This window comes from Corallococcus silvisoli (assembly GCF_009909145.1).
GTDB lineage: Bacteria > Myxococcota > Myxococcia > Myxococcales > Myxococcaceae > Corallococcus > Corallococcus silvisoli.
Genome location: NZ_JAAAPJ010000012.1, coordinates 275,229 through 292,349 on the forward strand (window position 1 = coordinate 275,229; position 17,121 = coordinate 292,349).

The 17,121-nt window shown below is 70.7% G+C and carries 24 protein-coding genes and 1 riboswitch; of the genes, 13 read left to right on the forward strand and 11 right to left on the reverse strand.

The window, feature by feature from the left end; genetic code table 11:
- Positions 1–39: 39 nt before the first annotated feature.
- The gene (locus tag GTY96_RS24510) at positions 40–807 is read right to left on the reverse strand and encodes a polysaccharide lyase (protein ID WP_143908768.1); all 768 of its coding nucleotides are present in this window, start codon (positions 805–807) and stop codon (positions 40–42) included.
- A 132-nt stretch (positions 808–939) separates the two neighbouring features.
- Positions 940–1,010, forward strand: a riboswitch (guanidine-III (ykkC-III) riboswitch).
- A 17-nt stretch (positions 1,011–1,027) separates the two neighbouring features.
- Here GTY96_RS24510 and sugE point away from each other — a divergent pair.
- Both sugE and GTY96_RS24520 read left to right on the forward strand, forming a co-directional pair.
- Positions 1,028–1,357 (forward strand): quaternary ammonium compound efflux SMR transporter SugE, encoded by a 330-nt coding sequence (sugE, locus tag GTY96_RS24515; protein WP_161665969.1) that lies wholly within the window; start codon positions 1,028–1,030, stop codon positions 1,355–1,357.
- A 139-nt stretch (positions 1,358–1,496) separates the two neighbouring features.
- The gene (locus GTY96_RS24520; protein WP_161665970.1) at positions 1,497–2,246 is read left to right on the forward strand and encodes a glutathione S-transferase; all 750 of its coding nucleotides are present in this window, start codon (positions 1,497–1,499) and stop codon (positions 2,244–2,246) included.
- Here GTY96_RS24520 and GTY96_RS24525 read toward each other — a convergent pair.
- From GTY96_RS24525 to GTY96_RS24535, 3 genes are read right to left on the reverse strand one after another with little or no spacing between them, the layout of a single operon-like run.
- Positions 2,210–2,506, reverse strand: coding sequence for a Carotenogenesis protein CarS (locus GTY96_RS24525; protein ID WP_143908775.1), 297 nt, complete (start codon positions 2,504–2,506; stop codon positions 2,210–2,212). The two genes, GTY96_RS24520 and GTY96_RS24525, sit on opposite strands and share 37 nt — an antisense overlap.
- Complete coding sequence (locus tag GTY96_RS24530) at positions 2,503–3,162, reverse strand: DUF1109 domain-containing protein (RefSeq protein WP_143908777.1); 660 nt, start codon at positions 3,160–3,162, stop codon at positions 2,503–2,505. Before GTY96_RS24530 ends, GTY96_RS24525 begins: the two co-directional genes overlap by 4 nt.
- Positions 3,162–3,701 carry an RNA polymerase sigma factor gene (locus GTY96_RS24535; protein WP_143908857.1) on the reverse strand — a complete coding sequence of 180 codons (540 nt, stop codon included), beginning with the start codon at positions 3,699–3,701 and terminating at the stop codon, positions 3,162–3,164. Before GTY96_RS24535 ends, GTY96_RS24530 begins: the two co-directional genes overlap by 1 nt.
- 188 nt (positions 3,702–3,889) lie before the next feature.
- Here GTY96_RS24535 and GTY96_RS24540 point away from each other — a divergent pair, with 188 nt between their 5' ends.
- Positions 3,890–4,426 carry a DUF2378 family protein gene (locus tag GTY96_RS24540; protein WP_143908779.1) on the forward strand — a complete coding sequence of 179 codons (537 nt, stop codon included), beginning with the start codon at positions 3,890–3,892 and terminating at the stop codon, positions 4,424–4,426.
- 75 nt (positions 4,427–4,501) lie between these two features.
- On the forward strand, positions 4,502–4,990 hold the full coding sequence (locus GTY96_RS24545; RefSeq protein ID WP_143908781.1) for an FKBP-type peptidyl-prolyl cis-trans isomerase: 489 nt from the start codon (positions 4,502–4,504) through the stop codon (positions 4,988–4,990).
- On the opposite strand, the gene GTY96_RS24550 is transcribed toward GTY96_RS24545, so the two are convergent.
- The 6 genes from GTY96_RS24550 to GTY96_RS24575 form a co-directional block, all read right to left on the reverse strand.
- A complete protein-coding gene (locus GTY96_RS24550; RefSeq protein ID WP_143908783.1) occupies positions 4,984–6,258 on the reverse strand; it encodes a DEAD/DEAH box helicase in 1,275 nt (424 codons plus the stop codon). The two genes, GTY96_RS24545 and GTY96_RS24550, sit on opposite strands and share 7 nt — an antisense overlap.
- A gap of 161 nt (positions 6,259–6,419) precedes the next feature.
- Positions 6,420–7,274, reverse strand: coding sequence for an S-formylglutathione hydrolase (fghA, locus tag GTY96_RS24555; RefSeq protein WP_161665971.1), 855 nt, complete (start codon positions 7,272–7,274; stop codon positions 6,420–6,422).
- Complete coding sequence (locus tag GTY96_RS24560; protein WP_143908787.1) at positions 7,271–8,383, reverse strand: S-(hydroxymethyl)glutathione dehydrogenase/class III alcohol dehydrogenase; 1,113 nt, start codon at positions 8,381–8,383, stop codon at positions 7,271–7,273. The genes fghA and GTY96_RS24560 overlap by 4 nt, the downstream gene beginning before the upstream one ends.
- A 100-nt stretch (positions 8,384–8,483) precedes the next feature.
- Positions 8,484–9,251, reverse strand: a complete 768-nt coding sequence (locus tag GTY96_RS24565) for a response regulator (RefSeq protein ID WP_143908789.1) — start codon at positions 9,249–9,251, stop codon at positions 8,484–8,486.
- A 20-nt stretch (positions 9,252–9,271) separates the two neighbouring features.
- Positions 9,272–10,555, reverse strand: a complete 1,284-nt coding sequence (locus GTY96_RS24570; RefSeq protein ID WP_143908791.1) for a sensor histidine kinase — start codon at positions 10,553–10,555, stop codon at positions 9,272–9,274.
- A 92-nt stretch (positions 10,556–10,647) separates the two neighbouring features.
- Positions 10,648–11,058: a hypothetical protein gene (locus tag GTY96_RS24575; protein ID WP_161665972.1), complete on the reverse strand. Its 411-nt coding sequence runs from the start codon at positions 11,056–11,058 to the stop codon at positions 10,648–10,650.
- 135 nt (positions 11,059–11,193) lie between these two features.
- Between GTY96_RS24575 and GTY96_RS24580 the strand changes: the two genes are divergently transcribed.
- The 9 genes from GTY96_RS24580 (at position 11,194) to GTY96_RS24620 (ending at position 16,225) form a co-directional block, all read left to right on the forward strand.
- Positions 11,194–11,970, forward strand: a complete 777-nt coding sequence (locus tag GTY96_RS24580) for a HesA/MoeB/ThiF family protein (protein ID WP_161665973.1) — start codon at positions 11,194–11,196, stop codon at positions 11,968–11,970.
- Complete coding sequence (locus GTY96_RS24585; protein ID WP_143908798.1) at positions 11,958–12,197, forward strand: sulfurtransferase TusA family protein; 240 nt, start codon at positions 11,958–11,960, stop codon at positions 12,195–12,197. The genes GTY96_RS24580 and GTY96_RS24585 overlap by 13 nt, the downstream gene beginning before the upstream one ends.
- A gap of 3 nt (positions 12,198–12,200) precedes the next feature.
- Positions 12,201–12,473 carry a ubiquitin-like small modifier protein 1 gene (locus GTY96_RS24590; protein ID WP_143908800.1) on the forward strand — a complete coding sequence of 91 codons (273 nt, stop codon included), beginning with the start codon at positions 12,201–12,203 and terminating at the stop codon, positions 12,471–12,473.
- A gap of 7 nt (positions 12,474–12,480) precedes the next feature.
- On the forward strand, positions 12,481–13,113 hold the full coding sequence (locus tag GTY96_RS24595; protein WP_161665974.1) for a HesA/MoeB/ThiF family protein: 633 nt from the start codon (positions 12,481–12,483) through the stop codon (positions 13,111–13,113).
- Positions 13,077–13,565, forward strand: a complete 489-nt coding sequence (locus GTY96_RS24600; RefSeq protein WP_328700989.1) for a M67 family metallopeptidase — start codon at positions 13,077–13,079, stop codon at positions 13,563–13,565. The genes GTY96_RS24595 and GTY96_RS24600 overlap by 37 nt, the downstream gene beginning before the upstream one ends.
- Before the next feature lie 157 nt (positions 13,566–13,722).
- A complete protein-coding gene (gene cysC, locus GTY96_RS24605; RefSeq protein WP_143908804.1) occupies positions 13,723–14,478 on the forward strand; it encodes an adenylyl-sulfate kinase in 756 nt (251 codons plus the stop codon).
- Between the two features lie 92 nt (positions 14,479–14,570).
- Complete coding sequence (gene larE / locus GTY96_RS24610; RefSeq protein ID WP_143908806.1) at positions 14,571–15,473, forward strand: ATP-dependent sacrificial sulfur transferase LarE; 903 nt, start codon at positions 14,571–14,573, stop codon at positions 15,471–15,473.
- Positions 15,470–15,997: a hypothetical protein gene (locus GTY96_RS24615; RefSeq protein ID WP_161665975.1), complete on the forward strand. Its 528-nt coding sequence runs from the start codon at positions 15,470–15,472 to the stop codon at positions 15,995–15,997. The genes larE and GTY96_RS24615 overlap by 4 nt, the downstream gene beginning before the upstream one ends.
- 63 nt (positions 15,998–16,060) lie before the next feature.
- Positions 16,061–16,225, forward strand: coding sequence for a ribbon-helix-helix domain-containing protein (locus tag GTY96_RS24620; RefSeq protein WP_014396701.1), 165 nt, complete (start codon positions 16,061–16,063; stop codon positions 16,223–16,225).
- Positions 16,226–16,235: 10 nt separating this feature from the next.
- Here the strand turns inward: GTY96_RS24620 and GTY96_RS24625 are convergent, their stop codons facing one another.
- Positions 16,236–17,096, reverse strand: a complete 861-nt coding sequence (locus GTY96_RS24625) for a tRNA pseudouridine synthase A (RefSeq protein ID WP_143908811.1) — start codon at positions 17,094–17,096, stop codon at positions 16,236–16,238.
- Between the last annotated feature and the right edge of the window lie 25 nt (positions 17,097–17,121).

Below are 17,121 nucleotides of genomic sequence, written 5' to 3' on the forward strand. Positions count from 1 at the left end.
GGCGCGGCGAGGGGGAGGACCTCGCCGCGCCCGCCGGCACTACCACTGCGCGGGATCGGCGTCGGCGAACGTCGTGCCTGCGGCGATCTCGTCGAACCAGATGCTGCGCGTCCCCTGGCTGCCCTGCATGGCGCCGCTGTCGTGCCAGCCGTTCGCGTAGAGCCCCACGCGGAACTGGAAGAAGCGATCATCCGCGACGGTGGTGGCCAGGTTGTACTGCTCCAGGACCTTCACGCCGTCGAACCAGAGCTTGATGTAGCCCGTGCTGTCGCTGGCCCACTTCGCCTGGATGATGACCTTGTGCCATTCCCCCGCGCTGACCGTCGCGAGGTTGGGGAAGGTGACGGTCTTCTGGCTGCAGACCGTGCCCTGCTTGACGCGCGTGTAGAGCTGGTTGCCCGACAGCCACACCATCGTGGACGGCATGTAGTCATCGCAGCCGGTGTCGCCGAAGTCCGCGATGAACTGCGCGATGTTGTAGGACTGCGGCTGGAACTGCCAGTCCTGCTGCAGCCGGAACGTGAAGCCGTAGAAGCCCGTGTCGCCACGGCGGTACACGTTGTTCTTCACCACCTCCGAATGGTAGCGGCCGGTGTAGTTGGGGTCGTAGATCTGCGTCACCTTGATGGCGGTGGGGCCCTCGTAGGTGACGTTGGTGACTTCATTCACCGTCCCGTTGTGCTCCCGGTTGATGGCGTTCCAACCCGAGAGCGTGCCCGTGTTGCGGAAGATCTCCGCGGCTTCGGCGACCAGTCCGAACGTGAACAGGGTCACTCCCGCGGCGACGGCGAGATGCTGGGACTTCATGGCGTGGGCCTTCCTGGAATTTTACGGCTTTGTTGATTTGTCCTGTTATTCAAGCTTAACGGCCTTGAGGTCGTTTGTCCCGTGGAAGCGGAGTACCGCGCGGGGCCCGAGGCGGTTATGTTCGCGCCGCGTGCGAAGGCCCAGGGTGGGACTTCGAGCCCGGACGAGGTGCGCCGTACCCGGTCACGACAAGACGACGCCTGAACGGGAGTCGTGTGTCATGACGTCGTCGTGGATCCTCCTCATCCTCGCGGGGCTGCTGGAAGTGGCCTGGACCCTGGGCCTGAAGTACACGCAGGGCTTCACCCGGCCGCTCGCCAGCGTGCTCACGGTGGCGGCCATCGTCGCGAGCATGGGCCTCTTGTCCCTCGCGGTGAAGCAGCTGCCCATCGGCACGGCCTACGCGGTCTGGGTCGGCATTGGCGCGCTCGGCGCGGCGGTGCTGGGCATGGTGCTCTTCCATGAGCCCGCGACGCCCGCGCGGCTCTTCTTCCTCGGCTTGTTGCTGGTCGCCATCGTGGGCTTGAAGGTCACGGGCGGCTCGCACTGAGGTTGGGCGCGCGCTGAAAAGAGGCCGGGAGGGACGCCGGACTGTGGGGGAGTGAATCCTCCCGCGGCGCGGGCCCTTCCGGCCTACCTGCCTCGCCAGCGAAGGATGCGTCCGGGATTTCTCGGGCGAGGTCACGACGATGCGCGACGCGAAGTTCGAGCTGTATTACTGGCCCGGCATTCCCGGCCGGGGCGAGTTCGTGCGGCTGGTGCTGGAGGAGGCGGGGGCGGACTGGGTGGACGTCGGCCTCCTCCCTGAATCCAAGGGGGGCGGGGGCAGGGCCGTGATGGAGATGCTGGGCCGGGGTCCCGTGCCCGCGTACGCGCCGCCGGTCCTCAAGGTGGGCGACGTCGTCTTCTCCCAGGCGGCGAACATCTGCTCCTACCTGGGCGAGCGCTTCGGCCTGGTGCCCACCGACGAGGCCGCGCGCCTGCACGCCCGTCAATTCCAGCTCACCGTCGCGGACGTGGTGGCGGAGGCGCACGACGCGCATCACCCCATCGCCGCGATGAAGTACTACGAGGAGCAGAAGGACGCCGCGAAGGCCCGCGCCGAGGACTTCCGCGCCCAGCGCATCCCGAAGTACCTGGGCCACTTCGAGCGCGTGCTCCAGGCGAACGCGCGGGCCCGAGGGGAGCACCTGCTGGGCGGCGACTTCACCTATCCGGAGCTGGCGCTGTACCAGCTGGTGGAGGGCCTGCTGTATGCCTTCCCCAACGCCATGCGCCGCATCGCGCCCCAGGTGCCCGGCGTGATGGCGCTGCGCCAGCGTGTCGCGGAGCGCCCCCGCATCGCGGCGTACAAGCGGTCCCCGCGCGCCCAGCCCTTCAACACGCAGGGCATCTTCCGCCACTACCCGGAGCTGGACGACCCGAACGCCACCAGGTGACCCTGGGGGGCCGCGACGAGCTCCTGGGTGAAGAACAGGTCCTCGCCCACGCCATGCACGCGCACCTGGATGAGCGGGTCCGCGGGGTACTGCGTGGGCGGGTCGTCGAACACCAGCGCCACGACGGTGCCCACCCGGCCGAGGAAGCGCTCGGACACCAGGTCGTCCGGCTCGGTGCGGATGATCATCACCGCCGCGCCAATGCGCACCGGTGCGCCGTCCACGTCTTCCTTCAGGATGAGCGAAGGGTCTTGCTTCATGGTGCGTAGGTCCGGGGTTTGAGTCGTTTCGACAGCGCCCAGGTCGTGAGCGACAGGAGCGCCCACGCGCTCAGGTGATACGCAGCCACATGTTCCGCGCCTCGTTCGCAGGCCAGCTCGCCCACGAACGCCCCCACCGTGCCCACCGCGAGCCCCGCCACGGCCGCCCGCAGCGGATCGAACGCCGCCGAGCGCAGCGCCACCACCGCGACGGTCAACGGCGCCAGCGCCAGCGCCAGATGGCTCGCGGTGCACACCCACTCCGGCAGGACGGCGGGACCGTGCGGCGCCGCCCGCGTGAGCACCAGCAGCGCGGCGCTCACCCACGCCATTCCCAGGCCGGCCTGGCGCACCCGGCGCCCGCGCGGCGTCAGCGCCCCCCACGAACACACCGCCCCCGTGGCCAGCAGCATCGCGAGCATCGGCGCGCGGCCCAGCAGCATCGCTCCCGTGGTGCGTCCCAGCGCCAGCAGCACCCCGGCCACCGCGAGCGCCATGCCCGCGGACGCGGCGAACAGCCCCAGCGCCTGCGAGCGCCAGCCGCGCACCGGCCTCCCCAGGGCCAGCTCCGCGCGCGACGCCGCGAGCGCGCGCTCCAGCGCCTTGGGATCCAGGCGGGGAGGGGGGGCGCGCAGCGGGTCGGAAGGAGGCGGCATCACGCTTCCACCTGCCCGCCGAGCAGCTCGCGCAGCCTCTCGTAGCCCCGGTGCGCCCTCAGCCGGGCCGCGCCCGCGCGGATGCCGCGCAGCTCGGCGATCTCCTCGAAGGACCAACCCTCCAGCTTGCTCAGCACCACCGCCTCGCGCTGCTCGACGGGCAGCTGCTGGAGCGCGTCCTCGATGCGCTGGCGCATCACCGGATCGCCGTCCGGCGCCGGCACCGACGTGGGGCCCTCCGGCGGGGCGTGCACGTGCGCGTCCACGTGCTGCTGGTGCCGGAGCGCGTCCCGGGCCGCGTTCGCCGCGATGGTGAGCAGCCAGGGCGTGAACCGCGTGCCCTTCTCGTAGCGTCCCCTCGCGCGGATGACGGACAGGAAGGTCGTCTGCATGAGGTCCTCCGCCAGCGGCCCGTCCCTCACCATGCGCGCGAGAAAGCCGTGCACCCGCCCGGCGTGTCGGGCGAACAGCGCCTCGAACGCCGAGTGATCTCCCTGGCAGAACAGGTCCATGAGCGCTTCGTCCGTGACACTCCCCATTTCTTCGCTCACGGACGGCCCTGCCGGAAAATCGTTTCCAAGGCCGGTCGGTTGGGGAGTTGGACGCTTCAAGGCATTGAAACCACTGGACTCCGGGGCCGGAAAACCAGGGGGCTCCCTTCCAGGGGATGAACGGGTAGTGTCGCGAGCCTTACCGGTTTAAACGACTTTACCCACTTCGAGCGCACATGGCCCCGGCCGAGGTCGTCATCCAGTCCACGCTGTTCGAATCGCTCGTGCGCTGCGTGAGGCTGGACGCGTCGCTGCGGGAGCGCCTGGCGGCGGCGGGCTACGATCCGGACAGGCCCCGGGCCAGCTATCCGGCGTCGGTGTTCCTGAGGTGCCAGAACCTGGTGCTCTCGTATGGCTACTCGGACCGGGAGCCCCGGGACGCCCTGCGGCAGATGGGCCGGGACCTGGTGCGGGGCTACTTCGAGACGCTGGTGGGCAAGGTGGTGCACGTGGCCCTGAAGATCGCGGGCCCGGACCGGGCGATGAAGCGGGTGGCGTTGAGCTTCCGCTCGGTGATGGAGCCGGTGGAGATCACCTCGCTGGAGCTGGCACCCCGGGACTGGCGGGTGATGTTCCAGGGCTACCCCTTTCCGGCGGAGGCCGCGGCGGGGTGCTGCGAGGAGGCCCTGCGGCAGGCCGGGGCGGCGAACTCCAGCGCGGTGCTGGAGAGCGACGACGGACGCGGCCGCTTCGAGCTGCGCATGCGTTGGTAGGACGTCCGTGTGCACGCGGTAACGGTGGGCATCATCCTTCCACCGCGACATGAGTGAATGCGCTATGAGGGCCCCATGAAAATCGGCAAGGACAGCGTTGTCTCCATTGATTACAAGCTGCACCTCGGAGACGGAAAGATCGTGGACGAGAGCGAGGCGGGCGAGCCGCTCGTCTACCTGCACGGCTACGAGGAGATCGTCCCCGGCCTGGAGAAGGCGCTGGAGGGCAAGTCCGCGGGCGAGTCCCTGAAGACGACCGTCTCCGCGGCGGACGGCTACGGCGACTACGATCCGGAAGGCGTCGAGGAGGTTCCCCGCACGGAGTTCCCCGAGGACCTGGAGATCAAGGCGGGCGGCATCCTCAGCGCCACGGATCCGGACGGGGACGAAGTGGACTTCCTGGTCAAGGAAGTGCGCAAGGACACCGTGCTGGTGGACTTCAACCACCCGTTCGCGGGCAAGGAGCTGCACTTCGAGGTCACCATCAAGGAAGTGCGCGCGGCGACGCCCGAGGAGCTCGAGCACGGCCACGCGCACGGTCCCGACGACGACCACGATCACTGACGTTCAGGGCCCTTCGGCCGGCCCTTGCCGTGCGACCGGGCATGCCGCCCGGGCGCCGCGTCCGGGGGCCGGGTGGAGCGCCCGTGGTCGGGCTGGCGCGGCCCCGGGTCGCGCTGCTTCGCCTGGAACGCCTCCATCTCCCGCCGGAAGAGCGGATCCGAGCGCGGCACCTCCGCGCGGGGCAGCTCCTGGCGGATGATGCTCTCGATGTCCCGGAGCGTGCGGCGCTCCACCTCCAGCGCGAACAGCGATGCGCGCCCGCTGGCCGCCGCGCGAGCGGTGCGGCCAATGCGGTGCACGTAGTCCTCCGGCCCGTGCGGCACGTCCATGCTGATGACGTGCCCGATGTCGTCCACGTCCAGGCCGCGCGCGGCGAGGTCGGTGGCCACGAGGCAGCGGTACTGGCCCCGGCGGAAGCCCTCCAGCGCCTGACGCCGCTGGGCCTGCGTGCGGCCCGCGTGCAGGGCGGCGGACTTGTGGCCCGCGGCGGCGAGCAGCTCCTTCATCTTGTCCGCGCGCTGCTGGGTGCGCACGAACACGAGCGCGCTCGCCTGATCCTGCGCGAGGAGCGTGAGCAGCAGCGGCCACTTCTCCTCGGGCTTGACGATGTAGAGGTGCTGTTCGGCGCGCGGCGCGGGGGTCCCGCTGGGGGTCACCTCCACGCGCACGGGCTTGTGCAGGGCGCGCTGGCCGAAGCGCGCCACGTCCGCGCCCAGCGTCGCGGAGAACAGCAGGGTCTGGCGCTCGCGGGGCAGCGCGTGGAGCACCTGGTTGATCTGCGGCAGGAAGCCCATGTCCAGCATCCGGTCCGCCTCATCCAGGACGAGGGTGCGGATGCGCGACAGGTTCACGGCCTTCACGCCCAGCAGGTCCACGAGCCGGCCCGGGGTGGCGACGATGAGGGTGGGCCGCTCGCGCAGCGCGTCCACCTGCGCGTTCATGTCCTCGCCGCCGATGATGATGGTCGGCAGGACGCCTCGGGGCTCGCCGAAGAAGCGGGCCTGTTCCGCCACCTGCTGCACCAGCTCGCGCGTGGGGGCGAGGATGAGGCCCAGCGTGCCGCGCTCCCCGGCGAAGCGTTCGATCATGGGGAGCAGGTAGGCGGCCGTCTTGCCGGTGCCGGTGGCGGCGCAGCCAATGACGTCGCGGCCGGACAGCGCGGGCGGGATGGCTTGCGCCTGGATGGGCGTGGGGGCACCGAAGCGGGCACGCTTCACCGCGCCCAGCGTTTCGGGGGACAGGCCCAGGGACTTGAAGGAGGCGCTCATGTCCCCACGCCTCCCACGTCCGGGCCGGGGAGGGAAGGGGATTGAGGTCGGAGCGGGCCCCCGGGGCGGGAACAGCCCCCAGGGGAGGCGCCTCGCCAGGACGCCAGGGGCGAACGCAGACGCCCCGGGCAGGTGGAGCCCCGGGGCGCGAAGCCGCGTCGTCAGGCCGCGTTCAAGGCCGCGCCGTGGTGGCGCAGGTGGTCCTCCATGAACGTGGAGATGAAGTAGTAGCCGTGGTCGTACCCCTCCTGCATGCGCAGCGTGAGGGGCTGGCCCGCCGCCGCGCATGCGTCCTTGAGGTAGTGCGGGAGGAGCTGATCCGGCAGGAACTTGTCCTTCGTCCCCTGGTCCACGAGCAGCGCGGGGACGCGCCGGCCGGACTTCAAGAGCTCCGTGGCGTCGTACTCGCGCCACGCGCGCTCATCCGGGCCCAGGTAGCCCCCGAAGGCCTTCTTTCCCCACGGGCTCTGGATGGGCGCCCCGATGGGCGCGAACGCGGACACGGAGCGGTAGCGGCCCGGGTCGCGCAGCGCGGTGACGAGCGCGCCGTGCCCGCCCATGGAGTGGCCGAAGATGCCCTCGCGGTCCATGCGCGCGGGGAAGTGCGCGCCGAGGATGCCGGGCAGCTCCTTCGTGATGTACGTGCCCATCCGGTAGCGCGCCCTCCACGGCTCCTGCGTGGCGTCCAGGTAGAAGCCCGCGCCGGTGCCGAAGTCCCAGTCCGCGTCCTCGCCCGGGATGTTGGCGCCGCGCGGACTGGTGTCCGGCGACACGAGCATCAGCCCCAGCTCGGCCGCCACGCGCTGCGCGCCGCCCTTGGTGGGGAAGGTCTCCTCGGTGCAGGTGAGGCCGGCCAGGTAGTAGAGCACGGGCACCGGGCCCTGCTTCGCCTGGGGCGGGGTGAAGACGCTGAAGCGCATCTCGCCGCCGCAGGCCTCGGACGGGTGCTTCCAGAAGGACTGCGTCCCCCCGAAGCACGCGTGCTCGCTGACGAGCGTCGGAGCGACGGCGCTCATGCGTACTTCACCACGCTGCGGATGGACTCACCCTTGTGCATCAACTCGAAGCCGTGGTTGATGTCCTCCAGCTTCAGCGTGTGGGTGATGAGCGGGTCGACCTGGATCTTCCCGTCCATGTACCAGTCGACGATCTTCGGCACGTCGGTGCGGCCCCGGGCGCCACCGAACGCGCTGCCCTTCCACACGCGTCCCGTCACCAGCTGGAACGGCCGGGTGCTGATCTCCTGCCCCGCGCCCGCCACGCCGATGATGATGCTCTCGCCCCAGCCGCGGTGGCAGCACTCGAGCGCCTGGCGCATCGTCTTCACGTTGCCGATGCACTCGAAGCTGTAGTCCGCGCCACCGCCGGTGAGGTTCACCAAGTACGGCACGAGGTCGCCCTCCACCTCCTTCGGGTTGACGAAGTGGGTCATGCCGAACTTCTCCGCGATGGCCCTGCGCGCGGGGTTCAGGTCCACGCCGACGATCATGTCGGCGCCCACCATGCGCGCGGCCTGCACCACGTTGAGGCCGATGCCGCCCAGGCCGAACACCACCACCTTCGCGCCCGCCTCCACCTTCGCGGTGTAGACGACGGCGCCCACGCCCGTGGTGACGCCGCAGCCGATGTAGCAGACCTTCTCGAAGGGGGCGTCCTCGCGGATCTTCGCGACGGCGATCTCCGGCAGCACCGTGTAGTTCGCGAACGTGGAGCAGCCCATGTAGTGGTGGATCAGCTGCTTGCCCAGGCGGAAGCGGCTGGTGCCATCCGGCATCAGGCCCTTGCCCTGCGTCGCGCGGATCGCCGTGCACAGGTTCGTCTTCTGGGACAGGCACGACTTACAGCCCCGGCACTCGGGGGTGTACAGCGGGATGACGTGGTCGCCCTTCTTGACGCTGGTGACGCCCGGGCCCACGTCCACGACGACGCCCGCGCCCTCGTGGCCGAAGATGGCGGGGAACAGACCTTCCGGGTCCGCGCCGGAGCGGGTGAACTCGTCGGTGTGGCACAGGCCGGTGGCCTTCAGCTCGATGAGCACCTCGCCGGCCTTGGGGCCCTCCAGGTGCACGGTTTCGATGCTCAGGGGCTTGCCGGCCTCGAAGGCGACGGCGGCGCGGACGTCCATGGTGCGGCTCCAGTCAGAGGGGGAACGAAGCCCCCCACTGTAGAAGCCGCGCACCGCGTCGGCCGCGAAAAAGGTGGGGCCCCACACAATGGGTCCACCGCTACACGGAGATGAGGCCCTTTCGGATGCCCTCGGTGACGGCCTCCACGCGGTTCGTCACCTCGAGTTTCCGGTAGATGTGCTCCAGGTGCGTGCGGATGGTGGCCTTGGAGAGGGACAAGAGCCGCGCCGCCTCGCTGTTGGACACGCCCTTGGCGATGAGCTGGAGGATCTCCCGTTCGCGATCCGACAGGGGCTTGAGCAGCGGCTCCTGCGCGGAGGCGTCCTCGGCGCCCGGCGCGGACGCGGAAGGGGCGGGGGGCTCCGCGGCGGACGGGGCCACGGCCAGGGGCTCGGTGGGCACGGGCGTCGTGTCCGGCTCCACGCGGAAGTGGCGCAGGAGGCGCCGCGCGAGGTTCGGCTGGATGACGGTGCCGCCCGCGCGCACCTCCTTGATGGCCTCCACGATCTTGTCCACCGTGGCGCCCTTGAGCAGGTAGCCGGAGGCGCCGGCCTTCACCGCCTCCAGGACCTTGTCCTCCTCGTCGAAGATGGTGAAGATCAGGATCTCCATCTTCGGGAAGCGCGCCTTCACCTCGCGCGTGACGTCGATGCCGCTCATGCGCGGCAGCCCCAGGTCCAGCAGCAGCACGTCCGGCTTCGCGCGCGCCACCTCCTCCAGCGCGGCCTCGCCCGACAGCGCGGTGCCCACGATGTCGATGTCCGGGTGGCCCTCGAAGAGGCGCAGCTGGTTCTTCAGGATCTTGGTCTGGTCCTCCACGACGAACACGCGGATGGGCAGGGCAGGGGCGGTCGGGTTCGCGTCCACGGTTCAGGCTCCGGTGCGTGTCAGGCGGAAAGGCAGGGAAGGGAGAAGGCCACCTGGGCGCCGGCGCCGGGCGCCGAGTCCACCACGATGGAGCCCCCGAGCTTCATGGCCCGCTCGCGCATGTTGAGCAGGCCGTAGTGGCCACGCGGCGTCCGGCCCGGGTCGAAGCCCTTGCCGTTGTCGCGCACGACCAGGTGCACGCCCTCGGTGCTGAAGTCCAGGCGCACCTGGACCTCCTTCGCCTCGGCGTGCTTCGCGGCGTTGGCCAGGCACTCCTGGAGGATGCGGAACAGCGCCAGCTGCGCGTCCGGGGGCAGCTTGCGCGCGTGGCCGGTGCGCTCGAAGCGGATGTCCTGGCCGGTGCGGTCGCGGAACGTCTTGACGTAGTCCTCCAGCCCCTGCGCCAGCTCGAAGTCGTCGCGCATCATCCGCAGGTTGCGGCGCAGCTCCTCGATGGACTCCTCCGCGGTGGCCTTCATCTCGCGGATCTCCGCGCGCAGCCCGTCCTCGCGCGCGAGGTTCAGGATGTACTCCGCCTGGATGATCATCGACGACAGCGACGCGCCCAGGCCGTCGTGGATCTCCCTCGCCAGACGGTTGCGCTCCTCCACCACCGCCAGCTCCTTCAGGTCGCCCTGCAGGGACACCACCTCGCGGTGCGCGGTGGCCTCGCGTTCGTTCAGGTACACGAGCACGTAGACGATGATGAAGTTGAGGCCCAGGTACCAGAGCAGCGTGAGCAGCTCCACCGCCGTCACGGAGCGGTTGAGGAGCAGGTCCAGGCGCGTGGTGATGGGCAGCGCCAGCAGCGGGGGCAGGATGGCCAGCGGCTTGGGGAAGAGGATGGCGAAGAGCGTGGTGAACAACAGCTGCGTCGCCAGCAGCGGGCTCTGGAGGCCGCCGCCCACCAGGGGCCGCGCGATGAGCACCACGGTGATGAGCAGGTCGCAGCACAGCGACAGGTACGTCACCCACCGGCCCGCCTTCGGGTGGTCGATGACGAGCAGGTTCGCGACGCTGTACATCAGCATCGCGAAGTAGCCCAGGAAGGAGACGGGGCCGTCGAAGCCGAAGTAGCCGCTCCACGCGGGCACCGCGAGGATGAGCAGGCCCAGCGTGAGGAACATCATCCGCGCGTAGAACAGCGCGCGGGCCCGGGCGACGAAGCGGTCCTGCTCCCAGGAGGCCGCGGCCTGCTCCGCGGACACGTTGTCCGTGAGGTTGCGGCGCTCCAAGACGGCGCGGACGCGGGCCTTCAAGTCATGGGCCGGGTGCTCGTCGCCGGGTCGCAGGTCGCTGTCCATTCGGCCGGCAGCTTACGGGAGCTTCCCCAGGGAGCGGAATTCCCAGCAAGCTGCCAGGTCGGCGGCCGGGCGGGTGCGGACGGGCGAGGGGGCTACTTCGGGGCGCCCGCGTCGACGCACGCCTTCTTCGCCTCTGGCTGGCGCGAGAGGACGAAGTCCAGGCGGTCGTGGCTCTCGCCGGTGCGCTCGTCGAAGAGGGGCGAGCCGCCCGCGTACATGGTGCCCTTGGGGCTGCCGAACCGGTCCAGGTTGTGGGACTTGAGCCAGCCGTCCACGCAGGACTCCAGGGCCAGCCGGTCGCTGGCGCCGGAGTCGTAGCTGGGGTCGGACGTGCCGGCCTCGGCGGTGGCCGTCGGGGCGGCGGCCTCACGGCCCGACTGGAGCTCCCCCTGGACGGTGCCCGTCTGGGTGGCCGCGTCGGGGCTCTCCCCGGTGTTCTTGTGGCAGCCGACAGCCAGGGACAGCAGGGTGGAAAACACGAGCGCGCCGGTCAGGTTTTTCATATGTCCTGGCTGGTGAGGGCCGCTTGTGAAGGCGGCGGTGGCGACAACGGGAGTGAAGGCTTCGGGACCGTCCTGGAGTCCGGACGTTCAGTCGCCGCACCATATTCGTTTCGTTCCTCGCGGAGCACCAGTCCCATGCACGGTTCCCCGGACACCGACCACCACGCACGCATTCCCCACGCGACCCGCATCGAGCGCGCGCGGGTGCTCGTCGTGGGGGCGGGCGGCCTGGGCTGTCCCGCGTCACTCGCGCTGGCGCAGGGCGGAGTGGGCCACCTGACGCTGGTGGATCCGGACCGGGTGGACGTGACGAACCTGCCCCGCCAGCTCTGGCACCGCACCGCGGACGTGGGCCGCTCCAAGGCCGAGTCCGCCGCGGCCGGCCTCCTGCGCGCCTTTCCCGGCTTGAGCGTGGAGGCCCTGCCCGAGCGGCTGGACGCGGGCAACGCGGAGGGCCTCTTCCGGGCGCACGACCTGGTGGTGGACGCGACGGACGGCGTGGCCACCAAGTTCTTCCTGTCGGACGTGGCGGTGCTCACCGGCGTGCCCCTGGTGTACGGCGGCGTGCTGCGGATGCAGGGGCAGGCCCTGCGCATCGACCCCGGAGGCCCCTGCCTCAGGTGCCTCTACGAGGACGTTCCGCCCCCGGACGCGGTGCCCACCTGCGCGCAGGCGGGCGTGTTGGGCGCGATGGCGGGGCTCATCGGCGCGGTGCAGGCGCTGCTCGCGCTGGAGCTGCTCGCCGGCGCCGCGAGCGGGCCGCGCGGCCAGTCCACGCTGCACGTGCTCGACGGCGAGACGCTGGAGGGGCGCGCCGTGACGGTGACGCGAGCGCCGGACTGCCCCGGGTGCGCCATCCAGTCCCTGCCCCCGTTCCCTTCGTCCCTGGAGGACACCGCATGCCCGACGTGACGGCGACGTTGGACATCACCCGCGAGGTGTGTCCGATGACCTACGTGCGCACCAAGCTGAAGCTGGAGTCGCTGCCCCCGGACGCGCTGCTGGAGGTGCTGCTCAAGGGCGAGGAGCCCCTGAAGAACGTGCCCCGCAGCGCCGCGGACGAGGGGCATGACGTGGTGTCGCTCGCGCCGCGCGGTGACGGCACGCACCGGCTGGTGCTGCGGAAGCGGGGGAGGTGAGCCATGGCCACGATTCGCGTTCCCACCCCCATGCGGACGCTCACGCGCAACCAGGCCGAGGTCCAGGCCACCGGCGCCACCGTCGGGGACGTGCTGCGCGACCTGGACGCGCGCTACCCCGGCATGGGCGCGCGCCTGTTCGATGAGAAGGGCGCGGTGCGCCGCTACGTGAACATCTTCCTCAACGACGAGGACGTGCGCGCGCTGAGGGCCCTGGAGACGCCGGTGAAGGACGCGGACCGGATCACCCTCATCCCCGCGATGGCGGGAGGCTGAAGGCGTCATGGCGCTGCGTGAGGATCAGATTCTCCGCTACTCCCGGCAGATCCTCCTGCGGGACGTGGGCGGCCGCGGACAGGAGGCCCTGCTGTCGGGAGGCGCGCGCGTGGACGGCCTGGGCGCGTCCGGCCTCACGGCGGCGGCGTACCTCGCGGGCGGCGGCACCCCGGTGACGGGCGTGGGCACCCTGACGATGGGGCCCTGGTCCCCGGGGTTCCTCGCCTCGGCGCACGACGTGGGTCGGCCCGTGCCGGAGGTGCTGGCGCGCGTGGTGCCAGAGGTGAACCCGGACGCGGTAGGCACCCCGGGAGGCGGGCTGCTCGCGGAGCTGCCGGCGGCATGGAGCGGCGAGGGGCCCTGGGTCGCGCTGGGCGGTGACGGCGCGCGCGGCGCGGTGGTGTTCCGGGGCGCGGACGGCTGCGTCTGGTGCTTCGGCGAGACGGTGCGCCACCTGGGCACGCCGCCAGACGGGGCGTTGGGCGTGGCGCTGGGGGCCCTGGGCGCGCTGGTCTTCCAGCGGCTGCGGTTGGGCCTGGGCCCGGCGCTGGGTGGAAAGTGGCTGGGCGCGCCCGGCGCGATGTCGGACCTGGAACCGCGCCGGTGCTCGCGCTGCGCGGCGGCGGACCCGAAGCCCTGATCCCCGCCTTCCCACCGGAGGTCGTCGCGCGGATGGTCCGCCACCTGGAGGCGACGTGGCCTCACGAGGGCTGCGGCGTGATCCTCCAGGAAGGGGCGGGGCAGGGCGGCGCCTGGCGGGTCGTCCTGCTGCCCAACGCCTCCCCCACGCCACGCGTCGCCTACGCCTTCGCCCCGGAGGCGTGGCTCCAGGTCTGCCTGGACGCGGAGGCCCGCGGCGAGACGGTGGCGTGCGTCTTCCACTCCCACGTGGACGCCGCCGCCGTCTTCTCCGCCGAGGACCGCCGACAGGCCGCGCCGGAGGGCGTCCCACTCCTGCCGCACGTGTCGTATGTGGTGATCGCCATACATCGCGGACGGGTGGACTCGGCCTCCCAGTCCAAGTGGCGCGGGGACGGTTTTCAGACTGTTCCGCTTACAGTGCCGGATTTCAGGTTTGAAAAACCTGTGTAAGGGCAGGGACTTGCCTGACCGGCACCCCCACCTGCGGAAAGGTGGGTCCGAATTGTCAAGTCACTGGGTTTTCGTCTATAAAGCGGGGGTCTACTGGATCTGCCGCGTCCCACGCCGCGTGCAAGAAGCGCTCCGGACGCAGGGAGTTTGAACCCTTATGGCCCCCAACACTGGATTCACCCTCTGGCTGACCGGCATGTCCGGGACCGGGAAGAGCACGACGGCCGCCTACATCGCGGCCCGCCTCCGGCAGGTCGGACGCAACGTGGAGGTCCTCGACGAGGGCGAACTCCAGAACGACCTGTGGGCTGGCATCGGCGACACCAAGGATGAGCGCAACATGGTGGTGCGCCGCCTGGGCTTCGTCGCGGGCCTGCTCGCCCGCAACGGCGTGGCGGTGCTGGTCCCCTCGGTGAGCCCCTACAAGTCGAGCCGCGAGGAGGTGCGCCGCTCGGTGGGCAAGTACGTGGAGGTCTACGTCGACTGCCCCACGGAGAAGCTCATCGAGCGCGACACCACCGGCAAGTACAAGAAGGCGCTCAACGGGGAGATCCCGAACTTCATCGGCATCACGGAGCCGTACGAGCCGCCCACCTCGCCCGAGGTGACCATCTACTCCGACACGGAGTCGGTGGAGGACGGCGGGACGAAGATCTTCCAGGCGCTGCTGGACCTGGGGCTGATGTCCACGGACGAGCTGAAGACCATCACCGGCAAGAAGATGAAGGCCAACCCGCTGCCGCCGAAGAAGGCCCGCCGCGACGAGGAGGCCCCTCCGGCCCGCGTCCTCGCCAAGGCCCCCAAGGCGGACAAGGGTTCCAAGGGCGCCAAGGCGCGTCCGGCCACCCGCGCCGCCCGCGTGGGCAAGCCGGCCCCGGCGGCGAAGAAGGCCGCCAAGCGCAAGGCCCGGTAAGGCCCCACCGCTGACCTTCTTTCGTTGAAGGGCTCCAGGTTGCACGTGCGATGCGCGTGCAATCCGGGGCCCTTTCGTTTTAGGAGTCCCCCATGCTGAGCCCCGAGCGGATTGAGGCCCTGTGTGAAGCGTCCCTCCCCAAGCTGGAGGCGATGCGCGAAGCCCTGCGCGCGCAGGGCAGCGCCCTGGTGGCGTTCTCTGGCGGCGTGGACTCCACGTTCGTGCTCAAGGTCGCCGTGGAGGTCCTGGGCGAGCGGGCCCTGGCCCTGACCGCGCTCTCGGCGTCCGTCGCGCCGGAAGAAGAGCGCGAGGCGCGTGAGCTGGCGGCCCGCCTGGGCGCCCGGCACGTCGTCGTCTCCAGCAACGAGCTGGCGAACCCCAACTACGCCGCCAACCCCACCAACCGCTGCTACTTCTGCAAGACGGAGCTGTACGACCTCTGCGAGGCGAAGCGCGCGGAGCTGGACCTCACGGTGGTGCTGGACGGCTTCAACGCGGACGACTTCAAGGATCACCGCCCCGGCCACAAGGCCGCGAAGGAGCACCGGGTGGTGTCCCCCCTGGCGCAGGCCGGGCTGACCAAGGACGAGATCCGCGCCTGGAGCCGCAAGCTGGGGCTGCCCACCTGGGACAAGCCGCAGATGGCGTGCCTCGCGTCGCGCATCCCCTACGGCACGTCCGTCACGCGCGACCGGCTGTTGCAGATCGCCGCCGCGGAGTCGGAGCTGCGCGCCCTGGACTTCAAGCAGTTCCGCGTGCGCTACCACCAGGACGTGGCGCGCATCGAGCTGGCCAGCGAGGAGTACCCGCGCTTCTTCGAGGCCAGCGTGCGCGAGCGGATCAACGGCGCCTTCAAGTCCCTGGGCTTCAAGTTCGTGGCCCTCGATCTGGAGCCCTTCCGCTCCGGCCGCCTCAACGAGGCCGCCGGCATCGCCCCCGCCGCCGGGGCAGGGCAGGGGCGTCCCGAGGGCTTCCCGCTCCCGGTGGTGGGGTGAGCCGACTCGCGGCGGTCGTCCTGATCCTCGCCGGGGTGCCCGCCGCCGCCGCGGAGTTCGTGGATGACGGGCCCTATGCGCGCCGCCGCTCGCTGATCCTCAGCGTCGGGCCGGGGGCCACGTACACGGAGCGGATCAGCGGCGACTCCGCCGTGTCCGGCCTGGCCGGGCAGCTGGATCTGGGGGCGGCGCTCACCGTCGGCTACGCGGAGGATCAGGTGTTCCTCCTCGTGCGCGGCAGCGCCGGCAGGCCCGGCGAGGAGCTGGCGCTGATCGGCGGGTACCGGAGCGTCTTCGGATCCGAGTCCTGGAGGACCTTTTTCGAACTCGGCGCTTCCGTGCGTCCGATTTCTGGGCCGTGGCTGGGGCCTCGCATAGGGTTCGGCGCCAGTCACACCCTCTCGGATCATTTCGCGCTGTACGGCGGGCTCGGATTCACCTTCGGGTTCGGCTCCGGACTGCGCGCGGACACCGAGCTCTTCACCGGGTTGCAGTGGATCATCCCGGTGGGCTCGGCCTCGTAAGGAGTTTTCTTGCGACTGTCCGACACTGTGAGAGGGTGTGTGCATCTGTCGGAGGCCACGCACTTGGACATGAATCCCCGCCTCACCTCGGTCGTGTTTCGTCTCAACCGCGAGAAGCTGGACGCCCTGAAGGAGCTGTCGCGCACGACGCGCATCCGTCAGAGCGAGTACCTCCGGGAGGCCATCTCGGATCTGCTGGCGAAGTACGAAGCGCGCTTCGTGGACTGAACGCCGCGCGTCAGTCCGGCGGACCTTCCGTGAAGGGAGGCACGTCGGGCAGACCGGGCGGGTGGAGGCGCTCGCCGGGCCCGAAGGGGTCCACCGCGGAAGGATAGCGGACCTCCCACAGCATCAGCCCATGCGCCGGGGCCTTGAAGCCGGCCAGGGCGGTGCCCGCATCCAGCGCCGCGTGCCATTGCTCCTCGGACAGGAGCCCCGCGGCCACCTTCAGCGCGCTGCCCACCAGGTACCGCACCTGGTAGCGCGCGAAGCCATCCCCCGTCAGCCGCGCCTCGAAGAGTCCTTCCCCCCTGTCCTTCAGGGTGGCGGACGCGAGGGTGCGCGCCTTCTGGGGACTGGAGCGCTCGTGGAACGCGGTGAAGTCCCGCGTGCCCACGGCGCGGGCCAGCAGGGCCTCCAGCTTCTCCGGCGTCACCCGGCGCCCCGACTGGAGCGCCGCCTCCGCCGCCACGTCCAGCGCGTAGGGGCTCCACGCCTCGGATGGGGCCGCGCCCAGCGTCAGCCGGTACCGGTAGGCCTTGCCGCTCGCGCTCCACTGCGAATGGAAGGCGCCCGGCGGCCGCTTCGCGATGCTGATGCCCACGTCCGGAGACAGGCGCGGCGCGAGCCGTCCGGGCAGGGCCTCCAACGACACGTCCTCATTGAGGCGCAGGCTGATGACCTGCATCCGCGCATGGACGCCCCGGTCCGTACGGCCCGACGGCATCACCGTCGCGGGACAGCCCGCCTCATGCAGGGCCCCCTCCAGGGCGTCCTGGACGGTCGGGCCCTCCACCTGGCGCTGGAAGCCGCGGAAGTTTCCGCCGCGATACCAAGTCCACAGTACGGCGGGAATTCGTTTGACGGAGGGTCTAGCCACGGCGTTGCGATGGCGCGGGGAGACA

What these genes read in the sequence shown, in the direction of transcription:
- GTY96_RS24540 (WP_143908779.1), top strand. Translation starts at nt 3,890, where the DNA reads ATGGCCCCGGCCGAGGTCGTCATCCAGTCCACGCTGTTCGAATCGCTC.
- GTY96_RS24530 (WP_143908777.1), bottom strand. Translation starts at nt 3,162, where the DNA reads ATGCCGCCTCCTTCCGACCCGCTGCGCGCCCCCCCTCCCCGCCTGGAT.
- fghA (WP_161665971.1), bottom strand. Translation starts at nt 7,274, where the DNA reads ATGAGCGCCGTCGCTCCGACGCTCGTCAGCGAGCACGCGTGCTTCGGG.
- GTY96_RS24580 (WP_161665973.1), top strand. Translation starts at nt 11,194, where the DNA reads ATGCACGGTTCCCCGGACACCGACCACCACGCACGCATTCCCCACGCG.
- GTY96_RS24520 (WP_161665970.1), top strand. Translation starts at nt 1,497, where the DNA reads ATGCGCGACGCGAAGTTCGAGCTGTATTACTGGCCCGGCATTCCCGGC.
- GTY96_RS24550 (WP_143908783.1), bottom strand. Translation starts at nt 6,258, where the DNA reads ATGAGCGCCTCCTTCAAGTCCCTGGGCCTGTCCCCCGAAACGCTGGGC.
- GTY96_RS24570 (WP_143908791.1), bottom strand. Translation starts at nt 10,555, where the DNA reads ATGGACAGCGACCTGCGACCCGGCGACGAGCACCCGGCCCATGACTTG.
- GTY96_RS24590 (WP_143908800.1), top strand. Translation starts at nt 12,201, where the DNA reads ATGGCCACGATTCGCGTTCCCACCCCCATGCGGACGCTCACGCGCAAC.
- larE (WP_143908806.1), top strand. Translation starts at nt 14,571, where the DNA reads ATGCTGAGCCCCGAGCGGATTGAGGCCCTGTGTGAAGCGTCCCTCCCC.
- GTY96_RS24595 (WP_161665974.1), top strand. Translation starts at nt 12,481, where the DNA reads ATGGCGCTGCGTGAGGATCAGATTCTCCGCTACTCCCGGCAGATCCTC.
- GTY96_RS24585 (WP_143908798.1), top strand. Translation starts at nt 11,958, where the DNA reads ATGCCCGACGTGACGGCGACGTTGGACATCACCCGCGAGGTGTGTCCG.
- GTY96_RS24560 (WP_143908787.1), bottom strand. Translation starts at nt 8,383, where the DNA reads ATGGACGTCCGCGCCGCCGTCGCCTTCGAGGCCGGCAAGCCCCTGAGC.
- GTY96_RS24575 (WP_161665972.1), bottom strand. Translation starts at nt 11,058, where the DNA reads ATGAAAAACCTGACCGGCGCGCTCGTGTTTTCCACCCTGCTGTCCCTG.
- GTY96_RS24535 (WP_143908857.1), bottom strand. Translation starts at nt 3,701, where the DNA reads ATGGGGAGTGTCACGGACGAAGCGCTCATGGACCTGTTCTGCCAGGGA.
- cysC (WP_143908804.1), top strand. Translation starts at nt 13,723, where the DNA reads ATGGCCCCCAACACTGGATTCACCCTCTGGCTGACCGGCATGTCCGGG.
- GTY96_RS24545 (WP_143908781.1), top strand. Translation starts at nt 4,502, where the DNA reads ATGAAAATCGGCAAGGACAGCGTTGTCTCCATTGATTACAAGCTGCAC.
- sugE (WP_161665969.1), top strand. Translation starts at nt 1,028, where the DNA reads ATGACGTCGTCGTGGATCCTCCTCATCCTCGCGGGGCTGCTGGAAGTG.
- GTY96_RS24525 (WP_143908775.1), bottom strand. Translation starts at nt 2,506, where the DNA reads ATGAAGCAAGACCCTTCGCTCATCCTGAAGGAAGACGTGGACGGCGCA.
- GTY96_RS24510 (WP_143908768.1), bottom strand. Translation starts at nt 807, where the DNA reads ATGAAGTCCCAGCATCTCGCCGTCGCCGCGGGAGTGACCCTGTTCACG.